The sequence below is a fragment of the Rhizobium sp. Root274 genome, assembly GCF_001429245.1.
Classification (GTDB): domain Bacteria; phylum Pseudomonadota; class Alphaproteobacteria; order Rhizobiales; family Rhizobiaceae; genus Allorhizobium.
Map to the genome: position 1 here is coordinate 11,428 of NZ_LMJE01000008.1, position 15,183 is coordinate 26,610.

The window sequence follows — 15,183 nt, forward strand, 5'->3', positions numbered from 1 at the left end:
ACATACCATTCCGGCTTTGCCTACCTATGGCACAGGCGAAGGGCCATTTTCCAGCCAAGCCGCGGCAAAGCCATGCCGCTCAAGGGCTATCTCGGCGTCACCCGCATCGGCAGACCGCCAGCGGGCTGCGTCGTGAGCTTCTGAACAGGCCAAGGCTTCGTCTGAGGGGTCACGTCGAAGCGGTAGCGCTGCATCAATACTGCCAGCGCGATCACCGCCTCCTGAAGCGCAAACGTTGCCCCGATACAGACACGAGGACCAGCACCGAAGGGGAGATATTGGAAGCGCCCGATCTTCTCACGCTCGCCCGGCATGAAACGGTTCGGGTCAAAGACCCGGGGTCGATCCCAGTAGAGTTCGTGCCGATGCAGCGTCCATGGCATGACGAGCACGGTGGTTCCCCGGGCGATCTCAACCACCTCGCCATTGTGTGCCACGTAGCGGTCGTCCGCAACCGCGTCCCGATTGATGGAGGGAGCCGGTGGATAAAGCCGCATAGCCTCCTCGAAGGAGGCGCGTACCAGCGGCATGCGCTCGAGCCAATCGACGGGGTCGGCGTCCGTTGCCATGACCCGGTCGATTTCGACTTCCATCGCCGCGCGGATGTCGGGGCTGTTGGCCACGCAGTAGAGCGTCCAGGCCAGCGCCCTGGCCGTCGTCTCGTGGCCGGCGCCGATAAAGGTCAGAATATTGTCTTCGATCTCCTGCGAAGTCAGTCCATCGGGACCTTCCAGCTCCAGGAGCAATGTGAGGAAATCATCCGGCGCCGTGGCGCGGTCCTTGCGAATCATGTCGCGACGGTGGTCCATCGTGCGATTGACGAGTTCGCGGAACTTGCGCAACACGCCCAGCCCACGGATACGGGTGAGACGCGGCACCCATTTGGGCGCCCGCAACAGGTCGAAGGGATCGACTCGTCCCATGCTGTGCAGGAGATCGTCGACATCCCGGGCAAAATCGCCCTGCTCCGAAATTATGCCACCGGAAAAGAGTGTCTCCGACAGGATGGCATAGGTCAGTTCCGTCATGTCAACGGCAATATCGCGGACCACACCCGACGGGCCCGACTGGTAGCGGCTGAGAAAGAGTTCGCTCTGCTCCCGCATTTGCCGGGCGAAACCGCGGGCGTGCCTGGGGGTAAAGACCGGGGCCATGGCTTTGCGAGAACGCTTCCAGACAGGACCCTCAGCGGTCAAAAGACCGTCCCGAAGGATCGGGCGCAACACAAGCTGACGGATCTCCGACATCTGGTAGTTCGCCGCATTGTCGACGAGCACGTGGCGGATCAGTCCCGGATCATTGGCGATGATGGTCGTCTGGCCGAAGAAGCGGGTAACGATCCAGGGCCAGGTATACGATGGAAGACCCGAGAGCTCGAGCGGGTTCTTCAATATCGTGCGGATGATTTCCAGGCGACTGGGCGGCACGGTGCGCGGAACCGGTGCCGGCGGCTCGAAGCCTGCCTTTTGCGGAATACCGTCCATGTCACCCTCCTTCAGGCGTCATGCCCTTCTAGGAGTTAGAGCAGCGACTCCAGCTCGTCCAGCCGGTCGTTTATCAGCCAGCCATAATAGTTCTCTTCCGGCCAATTGGCCGCACCACTCGCGCGCTTGGCAGCCAGCGCCCGCGCTCGCTGCTGGGAATTGCCGATGTTGAAGAGCGTGGCGGTGACGCCGGGGTTGCTAGAAATGTCCACATTGGCGATCGACTTGTAGTCATCGATAGACTTGCGGATCACGGCCGCCATGTAGGCGAGCGAGATGTCGGGATCCATGATGGCTTTGTAGACACCAGCTGCATCGGTCTCATCGAGCTTCGGATAGCCGGATTTGTCTGCGACAAGATCCGAGAGCATCAGCGCCGTGAGCGGGTTGATCTGCCCGAGGCCAAAGGTCTGACCAGCATAGAAAGGCTGAAAGAAGACGGCGCTGAAGCGGTTGTTGGGAAAGGAGGTCCCGCCCACTGTCTTGCCTCGGAATCGGTCCTGCCAAACGTCTTCGCGGCAGCTCCAGAGGCGGTAAGAGTCACTGAACGTGTTACAATCCGCAAATTCAGGCCGCTTCAAGAAATCAGCAATGCCTTCTCCCTCGTAAGCAAAACGGAAGCTGTTGCCGGCATAGGAGGCCGCCTTGACGTAATAGCTCTGCAAGCTGTCATAGGCGTCGACATTATAGGTATGCTCGCCGACGATCGCGCCAATCATGTGAATGGGCGCAATGCCATAGGCTGCGGCCGTTTTCTTGATCTTGCCCATGAGGGCAGAATCCGTGCGCAGGAGATCGCGCACCTTCTCATATTTGAGGTCGAAGCTGGTCTTGCCCGCCTTCGTCCGTCGAACGGAGGCTCCGGGGATCGCTGGCTGCTCTGCATTGCGATTGCCACGCGGCACCCTGTCGGCGGCGAGCGAAATCGTTGGAGCCGAACCAAGTATGGCGATGGCAAGAATGAAGATCCTGGTAATGCCTAGCACGATGCGCTGTCCCTGAGCGGGCAAGCAGCAGATTGCCATGACCCGACAGCGTCAGTCCTTACATAAGTGTCGACTGTATTGTCGACCTCAGCCGCTCTCACTTTATCGCCAGCGACACGGTGAAAGCGGCTGATAGATGCACAAAGATCACAGGATGTAGCGGCTGAGATCCGTGTCGCTGGCGAGATCCCCGACATGCTGCTGTACATAGGCAGCGTCAATCATCACCGCCGAACCGCCCCGATCCGGTGCGTGGAAGGAAATCTCGTCGAGAACACGCTCCATGACCGTCTGCAGGCGACGCGCCCCTATGTTTTCGACCGTCTCGTTCAGGCGCACGGCAACATCGGCGAGAGCGTCGATGGCATCTTCCGTGAACTCCAGTTCCAGCTCTTCCGTTTTCATCAAGGCGATATACTGGCGGATGAGACTGGCTTCGGTTTCTGTCAGGATGCGGCGAAAATCCTCCTTCGACAGCGGCTTCAATTCGACTCGGATCGGCAGACGGCCCTGCAATTCCGGCAAAAGATCCGAAGGCTTCGAGACGTGGAACGCACCCGATGCAATGAACAGAATGTGGTCTGTCTTCACCGGACCATACTTGGTCGCCACAGTCGTGCCTTCGACGAGAGGCAAGAGGTCGCGCTGGACCCCCTCCCTGGACACGCCCGCACCCATGGCACCTTCGCGCGCGGCGATCTTGTCGATTTCGTCAAGAAAGACGATCCCGTCATTCTCAACCGACCGAACCGCTTCCCGCTGGATGATCTCGTTGTCGATCAGCTTGTCAGATTCGTCGCGGATCAGGTCGCCATAGGAGGCCTTGACCGTGGTGCGGACTTTTTTGGTGCGGTTGCCCATGGCCTTGCCGAACATTTCGGACAGGTTGAGGATGCCGATGTTGGCGCCTGGCATGCCAGGCACTTCGAAGCCGGGCGCGCCGGAACCGCTATCGGCCACTTCGATATCGATCTCCTTGTCGTCGAGTTCGCCATTGCGCAGCTTCTTGCGGAAACTGTCGCGGGTGGCCGGGGACGCGGTCGCGCCGACAAGCGCGTCGAGAACCCGCTCTTCGGCCAGCGCATGCGCCTTGGCCTGAACTTCCTGGCGCTTCTTGTCCCGGACCAGCACGATGCCGATCTCGACCAGATCGCGGATGATCTGCTCGACGTCACGGCCGACATAGCCGACTTCGGTGAACTTGGTCGCTTCCACCTTGATGAAGGGAGCACCTGCCAGTTTGGCGAGGCGGCGGGAAATCTCCGTCTTGCCGACGCCGGTCGGGCCGATCATCAGAATATTCTTCGGCATAACCTCGTCACGGAGATCGTCCGACAGCTGCTGGCGGCGCCAGCGGTTGCGCAACGCAATGGCGACTGCGCGCTTGGCGTCGTGCTGGCCGATAATGTGGCGGTCGAGTTCGGAAACGATCTCGCGCGGGGAAAAATTGGTCATCTGATTGGCTCCTGATGATCCCTGGTCGGATCATCGCATGGGTTTCGTCGCTCGGCCTGCCCGTGTTCAGGCGGCGTCGAGCGTTTCAATGACGATGTTGCCGTTGGTGTAGACGCAAATGTCGCCGGCGATGGTCAGCGCACGCCGCGCGATGTCTTCGGCCGAGCGATCGCTATCCATCAAGGCCCTTGCAGCCGCATAGGCGTAATTGCCGCCAGAGCCGATGGCGATGGTGCCGTGCTCCGGCTCCAAGACGTCGCCATTGCCGGTGATTGCCAGCGTGATCGTCTTGTCGGCCACGAGCATCATTGCCTCGAGGTTGCGCAGATACTTGTCGGTACGCCAATCCTTGGCGAGTTCGACGGCGGCCCGCATCAACTGGCCGGGATACTGCTCCAGCTTCTTTTCGAGCCGGTCGAGAAGCGTGAAGGCATCTGCGGTCGCACCGGCAAATCCAGCAATCACATCACCAGTCTTGCCGATACGTCGCACCTTGCGGGCATTGCCCTTCATGACAGTCTGGCCAAGGCTCACCTGGCCGTCACCGGCCATCACCACATGGCCATCTTTGCGCACGGTAATAATCGTTGTCATCAGTCACCTGCTTGCCCGCCTCGCGGGCCTTGGTTCTGGCAGTTCCCTGCCGATTGGTCGGGTCCTATGTAAGTTGGCTTTCGACGATTGCAATCTGGTCGCATAGGCGGGGCGCCTGCCTTGCGGCAACGCAATGTAACTTCTGGATATTTGCGTGTCCTGCTGGTAAGGGAGGGCCGAGATCCCCTATGGAGCGGCCCGATGGCAGAACGTAAAGGCGAAATTTCCCGCAAGACCAACGAAACGTCGGTCGCGGTTTCCGTCCATATCGACGGCACCGGCAAGGGCAAGATTTCGACCGGCGTCGGCTTCTTCGACCATATGCTGGAGCAGCTCTGCCGCCATTCACTGATCGACATGGACATCGCCGTGAAGGGCGATCTGCATATCGACGATCACCACACGGTCGAGGATACCGGTATTGCGCTTGGCCAGGCGATTTCGAAGGCACTCGGCGACCGTAAGGGCATCACGCGTTATGCCTCGATCGACCTAGCCATGGACGAAACCATGGCCAAGGCTGCGATCGATGTCTCGGGCCGGCCGTTCCTCGTCTGGAATGTCAACTTCAGCGCGCCGAAGATCGGCACCTTCGACACCGAACTGGTTCGAGAATTCTTCCAGGCACTGGCGCAGAATGCCGGCATCACGCTGCACGTCTTGAACCACTACGGGGCCAACAACCATCATATCGCCGAGACCTGTTTCAAGGCGGTGGCGCGGGCACTTCGCTCGGCAACCGAGATTGATCCGCGGCAGGCGAACCAGATTCCCTCCACCAAGGGCACCCTGGTTTAAGGGCGCGCTCTCCGACAAAGGAAAGCGTGCGACCTTGCTCCGGCTGAGGCGTTGACCTCATCCGTCGAGCAGAAAGGACTGGAAGACATGCGTGTAGCCATTATCGACTATGGATCCGGCAATCTGAGATCCGCCACCAAGGCGTTCGAACGTGCGGCCCGCGAGGCTGGCCTCGAAGCCGAGATCGAACTCACCGACAAAGCGGACCGTGTCGCGTCAGCCGACCGGATCGTGCTACCTGGCGTCGGCGCCTATGCCGACTGCCGCCGGGGCCTCGATGCCGTCCCCGGCATGCATGATGCCATTACGGAAGTGGTCGAGACCAAAGGCCGCCCCTTCTTCGGCATCTGCGTTGGCATGCAGCTAATGTCGTCGCGCGGACTGGAGAAAACCACGACCGAGGGCTTTAGCTGGATCAAAGGCGACGTTGTCGAAATGACGCCCTCGGATCCCAACCTGAAGATCCCGCAAATCGGCTGGAATACGCTGACGCTCAACCGCCCTCACCCGCTGTTCGAGGGCATCCCGACGGGGCCGGATGGGCTGCATGCCTATTTCGTACATTCCTATCATCTGGCAGCCGAGCATGCTGCGGACGTTATTGCGACGACCGACTACGGCGGCCCGATGACCGCATTTGTCGGACGCGACACCATGGTCGGCGCGCAGTTCCATCCCGAGAAAAGCCAGGCACTTGGCCTGAAGCTGATCGCCAATTTCCTGACATGGGCGCCCTGAGCCCTTAGGACCGATATCATGATCCTATTCCCCGCCATCGACCTCAAAGACGGCCAGTGCGTTCGCCTCAAGCTGGGCGACATGGACCAGGCGACTGTCTACAACCCCGACCCGGCCGCGCAGGCACGGGCGTTCGAAGACCAGGGGTTTGAATGGCTGCATGTCGTTGATCTCAACGGCGCCTTTGCCGGTGAGAGCGTCAATGGTGCGGCCGTCGATGCGATCCTGAAGGCAACAAAAAATCCGGTGCAGCTCGGAGGCGGCATCCGGACGCTTGAGCATATCGAGAGCTGGTTGTCGCGGGGTCTGTCCCGCGTCATCCTCGGTACCGTTGCCGTGCGCGATCCGGCCCTCGTCATTGAGGCCTGCAAGCGTTTTCCTGGCAAAGTCGCCGTCGGCATCGATGCCAAGGGCGGAAAGGTCGCCGTCGAGGGTTGGGCTGAAGCGTCCGAGCTCGGCGTGATCGAGCTTGCCCAGCGTTTCGAAGGTGCGGGCGTTGCGGCAATCATCTATACGGACATTGATCGCGACGGTATTCTGACCGGCATCAACTGGGCCTCGACGCTGGAACTGGCTGCCGCCGTTTCCATCCCTGTCATCGCCTCCGGCGGCTTGGCTTCGATCGAGGATATCAAGCGCATGCTGCAGCCGGATGCACGCAAACTGGAAGGCGCGATTTCCGGCCGGGCGCTTTACGATGGCCGCATCGATCCGCAAGAGGCGCTTGCGCTGATCCAGGCTGCGAAAGGCTGAGGACGTACCATGACACTCAAGGCCCGCGTGATCCCCTGCCTCGACGTCAAGGACGGTCGAGTCGTTAAAGGCGTGAACTTCGTCGACCTGATCGATGCCGGCGACCCGGTTCAGGCGGCAAAAGCCTATGATGCGGCAGGGGCGGACGAACTCTGCTTCCTCGATATCACGGCTTCATCTGACAATCGCGACACCATCTTCGATGTCGTGGCGCAGACGGCAGACCACTGCTTCATGCCGCTCACCGTGGGCGGTGGCGTGCGCGCAGTGGCCGATATCCGCAAGCTTCTGCTGTGTGGCGCCGACAAGGTGTCGATCAATTCGGCAGCTGTCAAAAATCCCGACTTCGTTGCGGAGGCCGCCGACAAGTTCGGCAATCAGTGCATCGTGGTGTCCATCGACGCCAAGAAGGTTTCACGTGAAAACGAAAACCCGCGCTGGGAAATCTTCACCCACGGGGGGCGCCAGCCAACGGGGATCGACGCAGTCGAATTCGCGATCCAGATGGTGGAGCGCGGTGCCGGTGAGCTGCTGGTGACCTCGATGGACCGCGATGGAACGAAAAGCGGTTACGACATCGGCCTTACCCGCACGATTGCCGACAGCGTCCGTGTTCCCGTGATTGCCTCCGGTGGCGTCGGCAATCTCGATGATCTCGTTGCCGGTATCCGCGACGGTCATGCGACAGCCGTACTTGCCGCCTCGATCTTCCATTTCGGGACCTATTCGATCGCCGAGGCAAAGGCCCATATGGCCGCTGCCGGCATTGCCATGCGTCTCGACTGACACGGAAAGGCCCGTCATGAGCGACTTTACTCTCGCCGACCTGGAAACCATCGTCTCCAACCGTGCCCAGGCAAGCCCCAGCGAATCTTGGACAGCGAAGCTGGTAGCAGGCGGACAGGACAAGGCCGCGAAAAAGCTAGGGGAAGAGGCGATCGAGGCTGTCATGGCAGCCGTGAAGGACGATCGCGAGAACCTCGTCTATGAGAGCGCTGATCTGCTCTATCACCTGATGGTCGTATTGAAAATTGCCGACATACCGCTACAAGACGTGATGCAGGAACTTGAGCGTCGGACCGCTCAGACGGGCCTGAGTGAAAAGGCCAGTCGGCAGGATCCATGACCATAGCTATGCGGGACTCGGAAACGCCAGAGGTTCTCGATCATTTTCAGGCGAACGGCTATTCCCCCTATCTCTTCTTTGAATCGGAAGAATGGGCACATTTCCGGGCCGACACACCGCTGACGCTGACCGCCGATGAGGTACATCGCCTGCGATCGATCGACGACCCCATCGATCTCGATGAAGTGCGCCGGATCTATCTCTCGCTGTCGCGCCTGTTGTCGTCGCATGTGGAATCGTCGCAACTGCTGTTCGAGCAGCGCAACCGTTTCTTGAGCATGTCCGACGTGTTCAAGACGCCGTTCGTCATCGGCATTGCAGGTTCCGTGGCGGTCGGAAAATCCACGACAGCGCGTATCTTGAAAGAGCTTCTTGCGCGTTGGCCTTCCAGCCCCAAGGTAGATCTCGTCACCACCGACGGCTTTCTCTATCCCAATGCGCATCTGGTGAAGAACGGGATCCTGAACCGTAAGGGCTTTCCGGAAAGCTACGACATCGGTGCGCTCCTGCGTTTCCTGTCGGCGATCAAGGCCGGTCTCCCGAACGTGAAGGCGCCCAGCTACTCGCACCTGACTTATGACGTGCTGCCCAACGAACATCGGGTCATTGACCGTCCGGACATCCTGATCTTCGAAGGCATTAATGTCCTGCAGTCGCGCAACCTTCCCGCCGATGGAAAGATCGTGCCGATGGTTTCGGACTTCTTCGACTTTTCCATCTATATCGACGCCGACGAGAATGCGATCCACCGCTGGTATGTCGACCGTTTCATGAAATTGCGACAGACTGCATTCCGCGACCCGAATTCCTATTTCCATCGCTATGCGACAATCAGCGTCGAGGAGGCGAAGGAAATTGCCGAGGGGCTGTGGGCGAACATCAACCTCAAGAACCTGCGTGAAAACATCCTGCCAACCCGCCCAAGGGCGGACCTGATCCTGCGCAAGGGTGACAACCACCTTGTGGAGACAGTTGCTCTCAGAAAATTGTAGGCGATATATCGCCGGCTATGGATTGACGCGGCGCAGTGTCAGATTGATGCGCCCACCTGATTTCAAGAGTGTCGATGTAGCGGGATAGATCCGATCGACCCCGTGAAAGCAAAGCCTTCCTTCACCGCCGAGAATGAACACGTCGCCGCTTTCCAGCTTCAGGGATTTCGTTCGGTCGGTCCGGGAGAGCCCGCCGATCCTAAACAGGCAGGTGTTGCCAAGCGATATCGACAGGACCGGCGCCAAAAGATCCGTCTCATCGCGATCCTGATGCAGTCCCATCTTGGCGTCATCGGCATAGAAGTTGACGAGGCAAGCCTCGGGATCCTTCGGATATCCTGACAGTTCACGCCAGAGATCGAGAAGGACTTCCGGGATTTCTGGCCAGGGCTGGTTCGTCACGGGGTGGGTCGACTGATAGCGATAACCCCTTTCCTTGTCGGTTACCCAGCCGAGCGGACCGCAATTGGTCATGCGCACGGACATAGGGCGGCCACTGCCCGGCATAACGGGGATGTAAAGGGGCGCTTGTTCGACGACAGCCCGGATTTGCTCGACGAGGCTTATCTGAGCCTCACGGTCGAGCCGAGCCGGAAGATAGCGCAGACCGGGCGACAGGTTCAGTTCCTTCGCTGTGCTCGACATGCTCAATCTCCCGCAGGTTTGCTCCGCATCTTCTTGACGTCGGAGCGGCCCGATTTTTCCTTCAGACGTCGCTCAATGGAGCCTTTCGTCGGCTTGGTCTTCTTGCGCGGAGGCGGTGGGGGCTTGGCCGCTTCGAGGATCAGTTCCTTCAATCGTTCGCGCGCATCCTCACGGTTGCGTTCCTGACTGCGATAACGGCTGGCTTCCAGCATCAGGACACCCTCTTTCGAGAGGCGCTTGCCGGCAAGCTTTGCCGCGTTTTCCTTGACCCGATCGCTGAGCGACGGCGAACCGATCAGATTGAAGAAGAGCTGGACGGCGGTCGAAACCTTGTTGACGTTCTGCCCGCCGGGACCTCCCGCCAGAACGAATTGTTCCGTGAGTTCCCAGCCTGCGATGGTGATGCGGCTGTTGATCTGAAGGGGGTCGCTGGCCATGTCGTCGGTTCTTCCTTTGTCCGACCTCATATCGGCCGGGTCTTTTCAGAAGGCAAGCCCAACGCAAAAGCCCGGCTGTGCGCCGGGCTCCTGTAGACAGTGTCTGGTCGCCTTACTCGGCAGCGATCCGGATGCCCGGGGCTGCGTCGCGTACCTTGCCATCGACATGCGCTTCAAACTTGGCGAAGTTGTCTATGAACATGCCAACCAGCTTTTTCGCCTGGGCATCGTAGGCCTGTCCATCGGCCCAGGTCGAATGTGGGTCGAGGATCTTGGTATCGACGCCGGCGACCGCAACCGGGACGGCGAAGCCGAAATTCGCGTCGGTGCGCATCTCGACCTTCTTCAACTCGCCCGTTAGCGCAGCTGTCAAAAGCGCACGGGTCGCCTTGATCGGCATGCGGCTGCCAATACCGTAAGCGCCGCCCGTCCAGCCGGTGTTGACCAACCAGCAATCGACCTGATGGGTGGCGATCAGGTCGCGCAGCAGGTTGCCGTATTCGGTCGGGTGGCGCGGCATGAACGGAGCCCCGAAGCAGGTCGAGAAGGTCGCTTCCGGTTCCGTCACGTCCTTTTCCGTACCGGCGACCTTGGCGGTGTAACCGGACAGGAAGTGGTACATGGCCTGCTCGGGCGTCAGCTTGGCAATCGGGGGCAACACGCCGAAGGCGTCTGCCGTCAGCATGATGATTGTCTTCGGATGCGGGGCGCGACCGGTCTCCGAAGCATTCGGGATGAAATGCAGCGGATATGCGCAACGCGTGTTTTCCGTCAGCGACCCGTCGTTGAAGTCAGGAACCCGGTCTTCATTGAGGACGACGTTCTCAAGAACGGTGCCGAAGCGCTTTGTCGTAGCATAGATTTCCGGTTCGGCCTCAGCCGACAGACGGATCGTCTTGGCGTAGCAGCCACCTTCGAAGTTGAAGATGCCGTTCTCGCCCCAGCCGTGTTCGTCGTCACCGATCAAGGTCCGGCTTGGATCAGCAGAAAGTGTGGTCTTGCCGGTCCCCGACAGGCCGAAGAAGACGGCTGCATCACCATCCGGGCCGACATTGGCCGAGCAGTGCATCGGCATGACGCCCTTCGACGGCAGCAGGTAATTGAGGACGGTAAAGACCGATTTCTTCATCTCGCCGGCGTAGGAGGTGCCACCGATCAGAACGATGCCGTTGGTCAGGTCACAGGCAATAACCGTCTCAGTTCGGCATCCATGACGGGCCGGATCGGCGCGGAAGCTTGGCAGATCGATGATCGTCAGCTTCGGCACGAAGCTCTTCAAGGCGTCCCGGTTAGGGCGGATGAGCAGATTGCGGATGAACAGAGAGTGCCAGGCAAATTCGGTGACAACGCGTGTGGGAAGGGCATTGTCCGCGTCCGCTCCGCCAATCAGGTCCTGGACTAAGAGGTCCTTGCCGGCCGCATGAGCCAGCATGTCTTGGTGCAGAATGCTGAAATGCTCCGGCGACAAAGGCTTATTGTTGTCCCACCAGATCTGATCCACGGTCTTGTCATCGCGCACAACGAACTTGTCCTTTGCGGAACGGCCCGTGTGCTGACCCGTCAGAGCGCGCAGCGCACCGTCGGCCGTCAGTTCGGCCTCACCCCGACGAATCGCCTCTTCATAGAGCGCGCCCTCAAGAAGGTTATAGCGAACATTCGCGGCCTTTCCCAAACCAGCTTCTGCGAGACCTGTTGCCAGGTTTCTGATGCCGAATTCCTCCATAATGCGCCGTCCTCTCGTGTGGGCCACAACTCTCCGATGGGGAAAACATAGATCGAAGACGGGCATGGCGCAAGATAAAGGCGGAAAATAATCAATGATATCAATTATTTAATCGATTTAAAACGTCGAATTACCAGTTTAAATCGTTTAGTTCCTGTTATATTCTGTCTGCGCAGAAAGGCGCTGGAGGCTTCCCAAAGGAGGCTGGCATTGTTTTCGACCCGCCCCACCTTTCCCTTTGCCACAATTTGTTCCACCTTTATCCCCATGAAGCACTGCCGTGAAACCGGAGCTGGGCTGGGGTAGAGCCAGGAGCAGCGCTTAAGATATGATGGAGAGTTACATTATGCAGACGATCGCCCTGGTGGATGACGACCGCAATATTCTGACATCCGTCTCGATCGCTCTCGAAGCCGAAGGCTACAAGGTCGAGACCTATACCGACGGCGCATCGGCCCTTGATGGCCTCTTGGCACGGCCCCCGCAGCTGGCGATCTTCGATATCAAGATGCCGCGCATGGACGGTATGGAGCTGCTGCGCAGGCTCAGACAGAAGTCCGACATCCCGGTCATCTTTCTCACCTCCAAAGATGAAGAGATCGATGAACTGTTCGGCCTGAAGATGGGCGCCGATGATTTCATCACCAAGCCCTTCTCCCAGCGCCTGCTGGTTGAGCGGGTGAAGGCAATCCTTCGTCGTGCAGCAAGCCGTGAAAATCTGGCTGCGACCGGTGGCGCCTCTGCCAAGCCCGGCAGCGAGCAACAGGCACGCACGCTGGAGCGTGGCCAGCTGGTCATGGACCAGGAGCGCCACACCTGCACCTGGAAGGGCGATCCGGTTACTCTCACTGTCACGGAATTTCTCATCCTCCAGTCGCTTGCGCAGCGTCCGGGCGTGGTGAAGAGCCGTGACGCCCTGATGGATGCGGCTTATGACGAACAGGTCTATGTCGACGACCGGACCATCGACAGCCATATCAAGCGCCTGCGCAAGAAGTTCAAAATGGTCGACACCGACTTCGATATGATTGAAACCCTCTATGGTGTGGGCTACCGCTTCCGCGAGGCGGCTTAAGCTCCCGGCTTCGCCGATCTGCCGCCAATGGAGTTGCAGATTTAGGCGGCACGGGTGAAAGGGTGAGACTTGGCCAGGCAGGTTGACGATGGGACATTGGAGGAGCTGGAGAGCGGCTCCGAACAGCGACGGCTGTTTTCCCATCCCTTCATTCTCATCCGACGGATCTTCGGCCACGCGCTGTTTTCCAGCCTGACGCGTCGGATCGTGTTCTTCAACCTCGCTGCGCTGATCGTGCTGGTCGGTGGGATCATGTATCTCAACCAGTTTCGCGAGGGTCTGATCGATGCACGCGTCGAAAGTCTTCTGACCCAGGGCGAAATTATCGCGGCCGCGGTTTCGGCCTCCGCCTCGGTCGACACAAACTCCATCACTATTGATCCGGAAAAGCTGCTGGAGCTCCAGGCCGGGCAGAGCATCACGCCGGTCCCCAATGACGAAGACCTGGAATTCCCGATCAATCCGGAACGGGTCGCTCCCGTTCTCCGCCGGCTGATCTCCCCGACCCGCATTCGCGCCCGGCTCTTCGATGCCGACGCCAATCTGCTGTTGGACTCGCGGCATCTCTATTCCCGCGGCCAAGTGCTACGTTTTGACCTGCCGCCCGTGGACAACGACACGTCCAGCCTGACCGACTGGATTACCCGGATGTTCAACACTATCCTGCAACCGGGCAACCTTCCCATTTACAAGGAAGCGCCGGGCGGAGATGGATCGATCTACCCCGAAGTGATGAATGCGCTTACCGGCGTTCGTGGTGCGGTAGTTCGGGTCACCGATCAGGGGGAGCTGATAGTCTCCGTCGCCGTCCCTGTGCAACGCTCGCGTGCCGTGCTCGGCGTCTTGCTGCTGTCGACCCAGGCGGGCGATATCGACAAGATCGTTCATGCCGAACGTCTGGCCATCCTGCGCGTCTTCGGAGTGGCGACGCTTGTCAATATCGTCGTGTCGCTGCTGTTGTCGTCTACGATTGCGAATCCCCTTCGCAGGCTTTCGGCGGCTGCGATCCGGGTGCGTCGCGGAGCCAAGGAGCGCGAGGAGATCCCCGATTTCTCGGTGCGTCAGGACGAGATCGGCAATCTATCGATTGCGCTGCGCGAGATGACGACCGCGCTCTATGATCGAATCGATGCGATCGAAAGCTTTGCCGCCGATGTCAGTCACGAGCTCAAGAACCCGCTGACGTCGCTGCGCTCTGCCGTGGAAACCCTTCCGCTCGCGAAAACGCCGGAATCCCGGCAGCGGCTGATGGATATCATCCAACACGATGTTCGCAGACTGGATCGCCTGATCAGCGACATCTCCGACGCATCGAGACTCGACGCGGAACTGGCGCGCGCGGACGCAAAGCCGGTTGATCTGGAAATCCTGCTCTCAAGCCTGGTCGATATCTCAAGGGAGATCCGTCACGGCAAGAAGGCTGTACAGATTGATTATGTCATCGACCAGAAGCCAGGCTCCAGGCAGGGCTTTATCGTCAATGGACATGATCTGCGGCTCGGACAGATCGTCACCAACCTGATCGAAAACGCCCGCTCTTTCGTGCCCGAACAGGGTGGCTGCATCACGGTCCGCCTGTCGCGCACACGCACGCGCTGCCTGATCCAAGTGGAAGACAATGGACCCGGTATTCAGGCGGAAGATATCGACCGGATCTTCGAGCGGTTCTACACCGACCGGCCCGAGGGCGAGAGCTTCGGTCAGAACTCGGGTCTGGGCCTCTCCATCAGCCGCCAGATCGCCGAAGCCCATGGCGGTACGCTGCGCGCAGAGAACGTCCTGGATGGCAAAGGCGGCCGCGTCACCGGGGCCCGCTTTATTCTGTCCTTGCCCGTCGAGATCGGCAATTGAGCGGCGAACCGTTCAATGTGCACGGTACGGCCATTGTGGTCGACGGCACCGGCCTGCTGTTCATCGGTCCGTCAGGCAGCGGAAAATCTGCCCTCGCCTTCGACTGTCTGGCGGAGGCCAGTCTTCGCCGCCTTTCCGCAGCGCTCGTCTCAGACGATCAGGTTTATCTGTCACGCAGAAACGGACGGATTTTCGGACAGAGGCCGGAGGCGATCCAAGGCCTGATCGAGTTGCGCTACAGCGGCATCGTCGTTCTCGACAGTATCGAGGAAGCAGAACTCCATTTTGTCATCTCTCCTGTGGTCTCTGCGGACAGTCCTCGCCTGCCGCCGGAGGACGAACGGCATTCGCTTTCGTCTGACATCAATCTTCCTGTGATCAGGGTGCCGTTCTGGAGCCGTTTTCCGCTGGCTCTCATCTTTGCACAAATTGTCACGATGAAAGCAAAGCACTCCTGAGCACGCGCTTTTGGCTTGCACTTCCCGTTTTCATGGACAAGATGGCGTCCTATCGATGGACGAACCAC

The 15,183-nt window shown here is 59.5% G+C and carries 16 protein-coding genes; 9 read left to right on the top strand and 7 right to left on the bottom strand.

Annotated elements, in window-relative coordinates; genetic code table 11:
- Positions 1 to 86 precede the first annotated feature (86 nt).
- The 4 genes from ASE36_RS15285 to hslV all read right to left on the bottom strand — a co-directional run bounded on the left by ASE36_RS15285 (position 87) and on the right by hslV (position 4,519).
- Positions 87 to 1,484: a cytochrome P450 gene (locus tag ASE36_RS15285; protein WP_062281510.1), complete on the bottom strand. Its 1,398-nt coding sequence runs from the start codon at positions 1,482 to 1,484 to the stop codon at positions 87 to 89.
- A gap of 35 nt (positions 1,485 to 1,519) precedes the next feature.
- Positions 1,520 to 2,509 (bottom strand): DUF1402 family protein, encoded by a 990-nt coding sequence (locus ASE36_RS15290; protein ID WP_082511135.1) that lies wholly within the window; start codon positions 2,507 to 2,509, stop codon positions 1,520 to 1,522.
- A 108-nt stretch (positions 2,510 to 2,617) separates the two neighbouring features.
- On the bottom strand, positions 2,618 to 3,925 hold the full coding sequence (gene hslU / locus ASE36_RS15295; RefSeq protein ID WP_062281512.1) for an ATP-dependent protease ATPase subunit HslU: 1,308 nt from the start codon (positions 3,923 to 3,925) through the stop codon (positions 2,618 to 2,620).
- Positions 3,926 to 3,991: 66 nt separating this feature from the next.
- Positions 3,992 to 4,519, bottom strand: a complete 528-nt coding sequence (gene hslV / locus ASE36_RS15300; protein ID WP_062281516.1) for an ATP-dependent protease subunit HslV — start codon at positions 4,517 to 4,519, stop codon at positions 3,992 to 3,994.
- A 201-nt stretch (positions 4,520 to 4,720) separates the two neighbouring features.
- Here hslV and hisB point away from each other — a divergent pair, with 201 nt between their 5' ends.
- The 6 genes from hisB (at position 4,721) to coaA (ending at position 8,926) form a co-directional block, all read left to right on the top strand.
- Positions 4,721 to 5,317, top strand: coding sequence for an imidazoleglycerol-phosphate dehydratase HisB (gene hisB, locus ASE36_RS15305; protein WP_062281519.1), 597 nt, complete (start codon positions 4,721 to 4,723; stop codon positions 5,315 to 5,317).
- A gap of 87 nt (positions 5,318 to 5,404) precedes the next feature.
- Positions 5,405 to 6,055 carry an imidazole glycerol phosphate synthase subunit HisH gene (hisH, locus tag ASE36_RS15310; RefSeq protein WP_062282697.1) on the top strand — a complete coding sequence of 217 codons (651 nt, stop codon included), beginning with the start codon at positions 5,405 to 5,407 and terminating at the stop codon, positions 6,053 to 6,055.
- 18 nt (positions 6,056 to 6,073) lie between these two features.
- Positions 6,074 to 6,808 (top strand): 1-(5-phosphoribosyl)-5-[(5-phosphoribosylamino)methylideneamino]imidazole-4-carboxamide isomerase, encoded by a 735-nt coding sequence (hisA, locus tag ASE36_RS15315; protein WP_062281521.1) that lies wholly within the window; start codon positions 6,074 to 6,076, stop codon positions 6,806 to 6,808.
- Positions 6,809 to 6,817: 9 nt separating this feature from the next.
- Entirely contained in the window at positions 6,818 to 7,594 is a 777-nt protein-coding gene (gene hisF, locus ASE36_RS15320) for an imidazole glycerol phosphate synthase subunit HisF (protein ID WP_062281524.1), read from the top strand.
- Positions 7,595 to 7,610: 16 nt separating this feature from the next.
- Positions 7,611 to 7,934, top strand: coding sequence for a phosphoribosyl-ATP diphosphatase (locus ASE36_RS15325; protein WP_062281527.1), 324 nt, complete (start codon positions 7,611 to 7,613; stop codon positions 7,932 to 7,934).
- Positions 7,931 to 8,926 (top strand): type I pantothenate kinase, encoded by a 996-nt coding sequence (gene coaA, locus ASE36_RS15330; RefSeq protein WP_062281530.1) that lies wholly within the window; start codon positions 7,931 to 7,933, stop codon positions 8,924 to 8,926. Before ASE36_RS15325 ends, coaA begins: the two co-directional genes overlap by 4 nt.
- Positions 8,927 to 8,941: 15 nt before the next feature.
- Here the strand turns inward: coaA and ASE36_RS15335 are convergent, their stop codons facing one another.
- The 3 genes from ASE36_RS15335 to ASE36_RS15345 form a co-directional block, all read right to left on the bottom strand.
- Positions 8,942 to 9,571 carry an alpha-ketoglutarate-dependent dioxygenase AlkB family protein gene (locus tag ASE36_RS15335; RefSeq protein WP_062281533.1) on the bottom strand — a complete coding sequence of 210 codons (630 nt, stop codon included), beginning with the start codon at positions 9,569 to 9,571 and terminating at the stop codon, positions 8,942 to 8,944.
- A gap of 2 nt (positions 9,572 to 9,573) precedes the next feature.
- The gene (arfB, locus tag ASE36_RS15340; protein ID WP_062281536.1) at positions 9,574 to 10,008 is read right to left on the bottom strand and encodes an alternative ribosome rescue aminoacyl-tRNA hydrolase ArfB; all 435 of its coding nucleotides are present in this window, start codon (positions 10,006 to 10,008) and stop codon (positions 9,574 to 9,576) included.
- Between the two features lie 112 nt (positions 10,009 to 10,120).
- Positions 10,121 to 11,731 carry a phosphoenolpyruvate carboxykinase gene (locus tag ASE36_RS15345; protein ID WP_062281538.1) on the bottom strand — a complete coding sequence of 537 codons (1,611 nt, stop codon included), beginning with the start codon at positions 11,729 to 11,731 and terminating at the stop codon, positions 10,121 to 10,123.
- A gap of 346 nt (positions 11,732 to 12,077) precedes the next feature.
- Here ASE36_RS15345 and ASE36_RS15350 point away from each other — a divergent pair, with 346 nt between their 5' ends.
- The 3 genes from ASE36_RS15350 to ASE36_RS15360 all read left to right on the top strand — a co-directional run bounded on the left by ASE36_RS15350 (position 12,078) and on the right by ASE36_RS15360 (position 15,115).
- Entirely contained in the window at positions 12,078 to 12,806 is a 729-nt protein-coding gene (locus ASE36_RS15350; protein WP_140829981.1) for a response regulator transcription factor, read from the top strand.
- A 69-nt stretch (positions 12,807 to 12,875) separates the two neighbouring features.
- On the top strand, positions 12,876 to 14,657 hold the full coding sequence (locus ASE36_RS15355) for a sensor histidine kinase (RefSeq protein ID WP_062281544.1): 1,782 nt from the start codon (positions 12,876 to 12,878) through the stop codon (positions 14,655 to 14,657).
- Complete coding sequence (locus tag ASE36_RS15360; protein WP_062281547.1) at positions 14,654 to 15,115, top strand: HPr kinase/phosphorylase; 462 nt, start codon at positions 14,654 to 14,656, stop codon at positions 15,113 to 15,115. The genes ASE36_RS15355 and ASE36_RS15360 overlap by 4 nt, the downstream gene beginning before the upstream one ends.
- Positions 15,116 to 15,183: the final 68 nt, after the last annotated feature.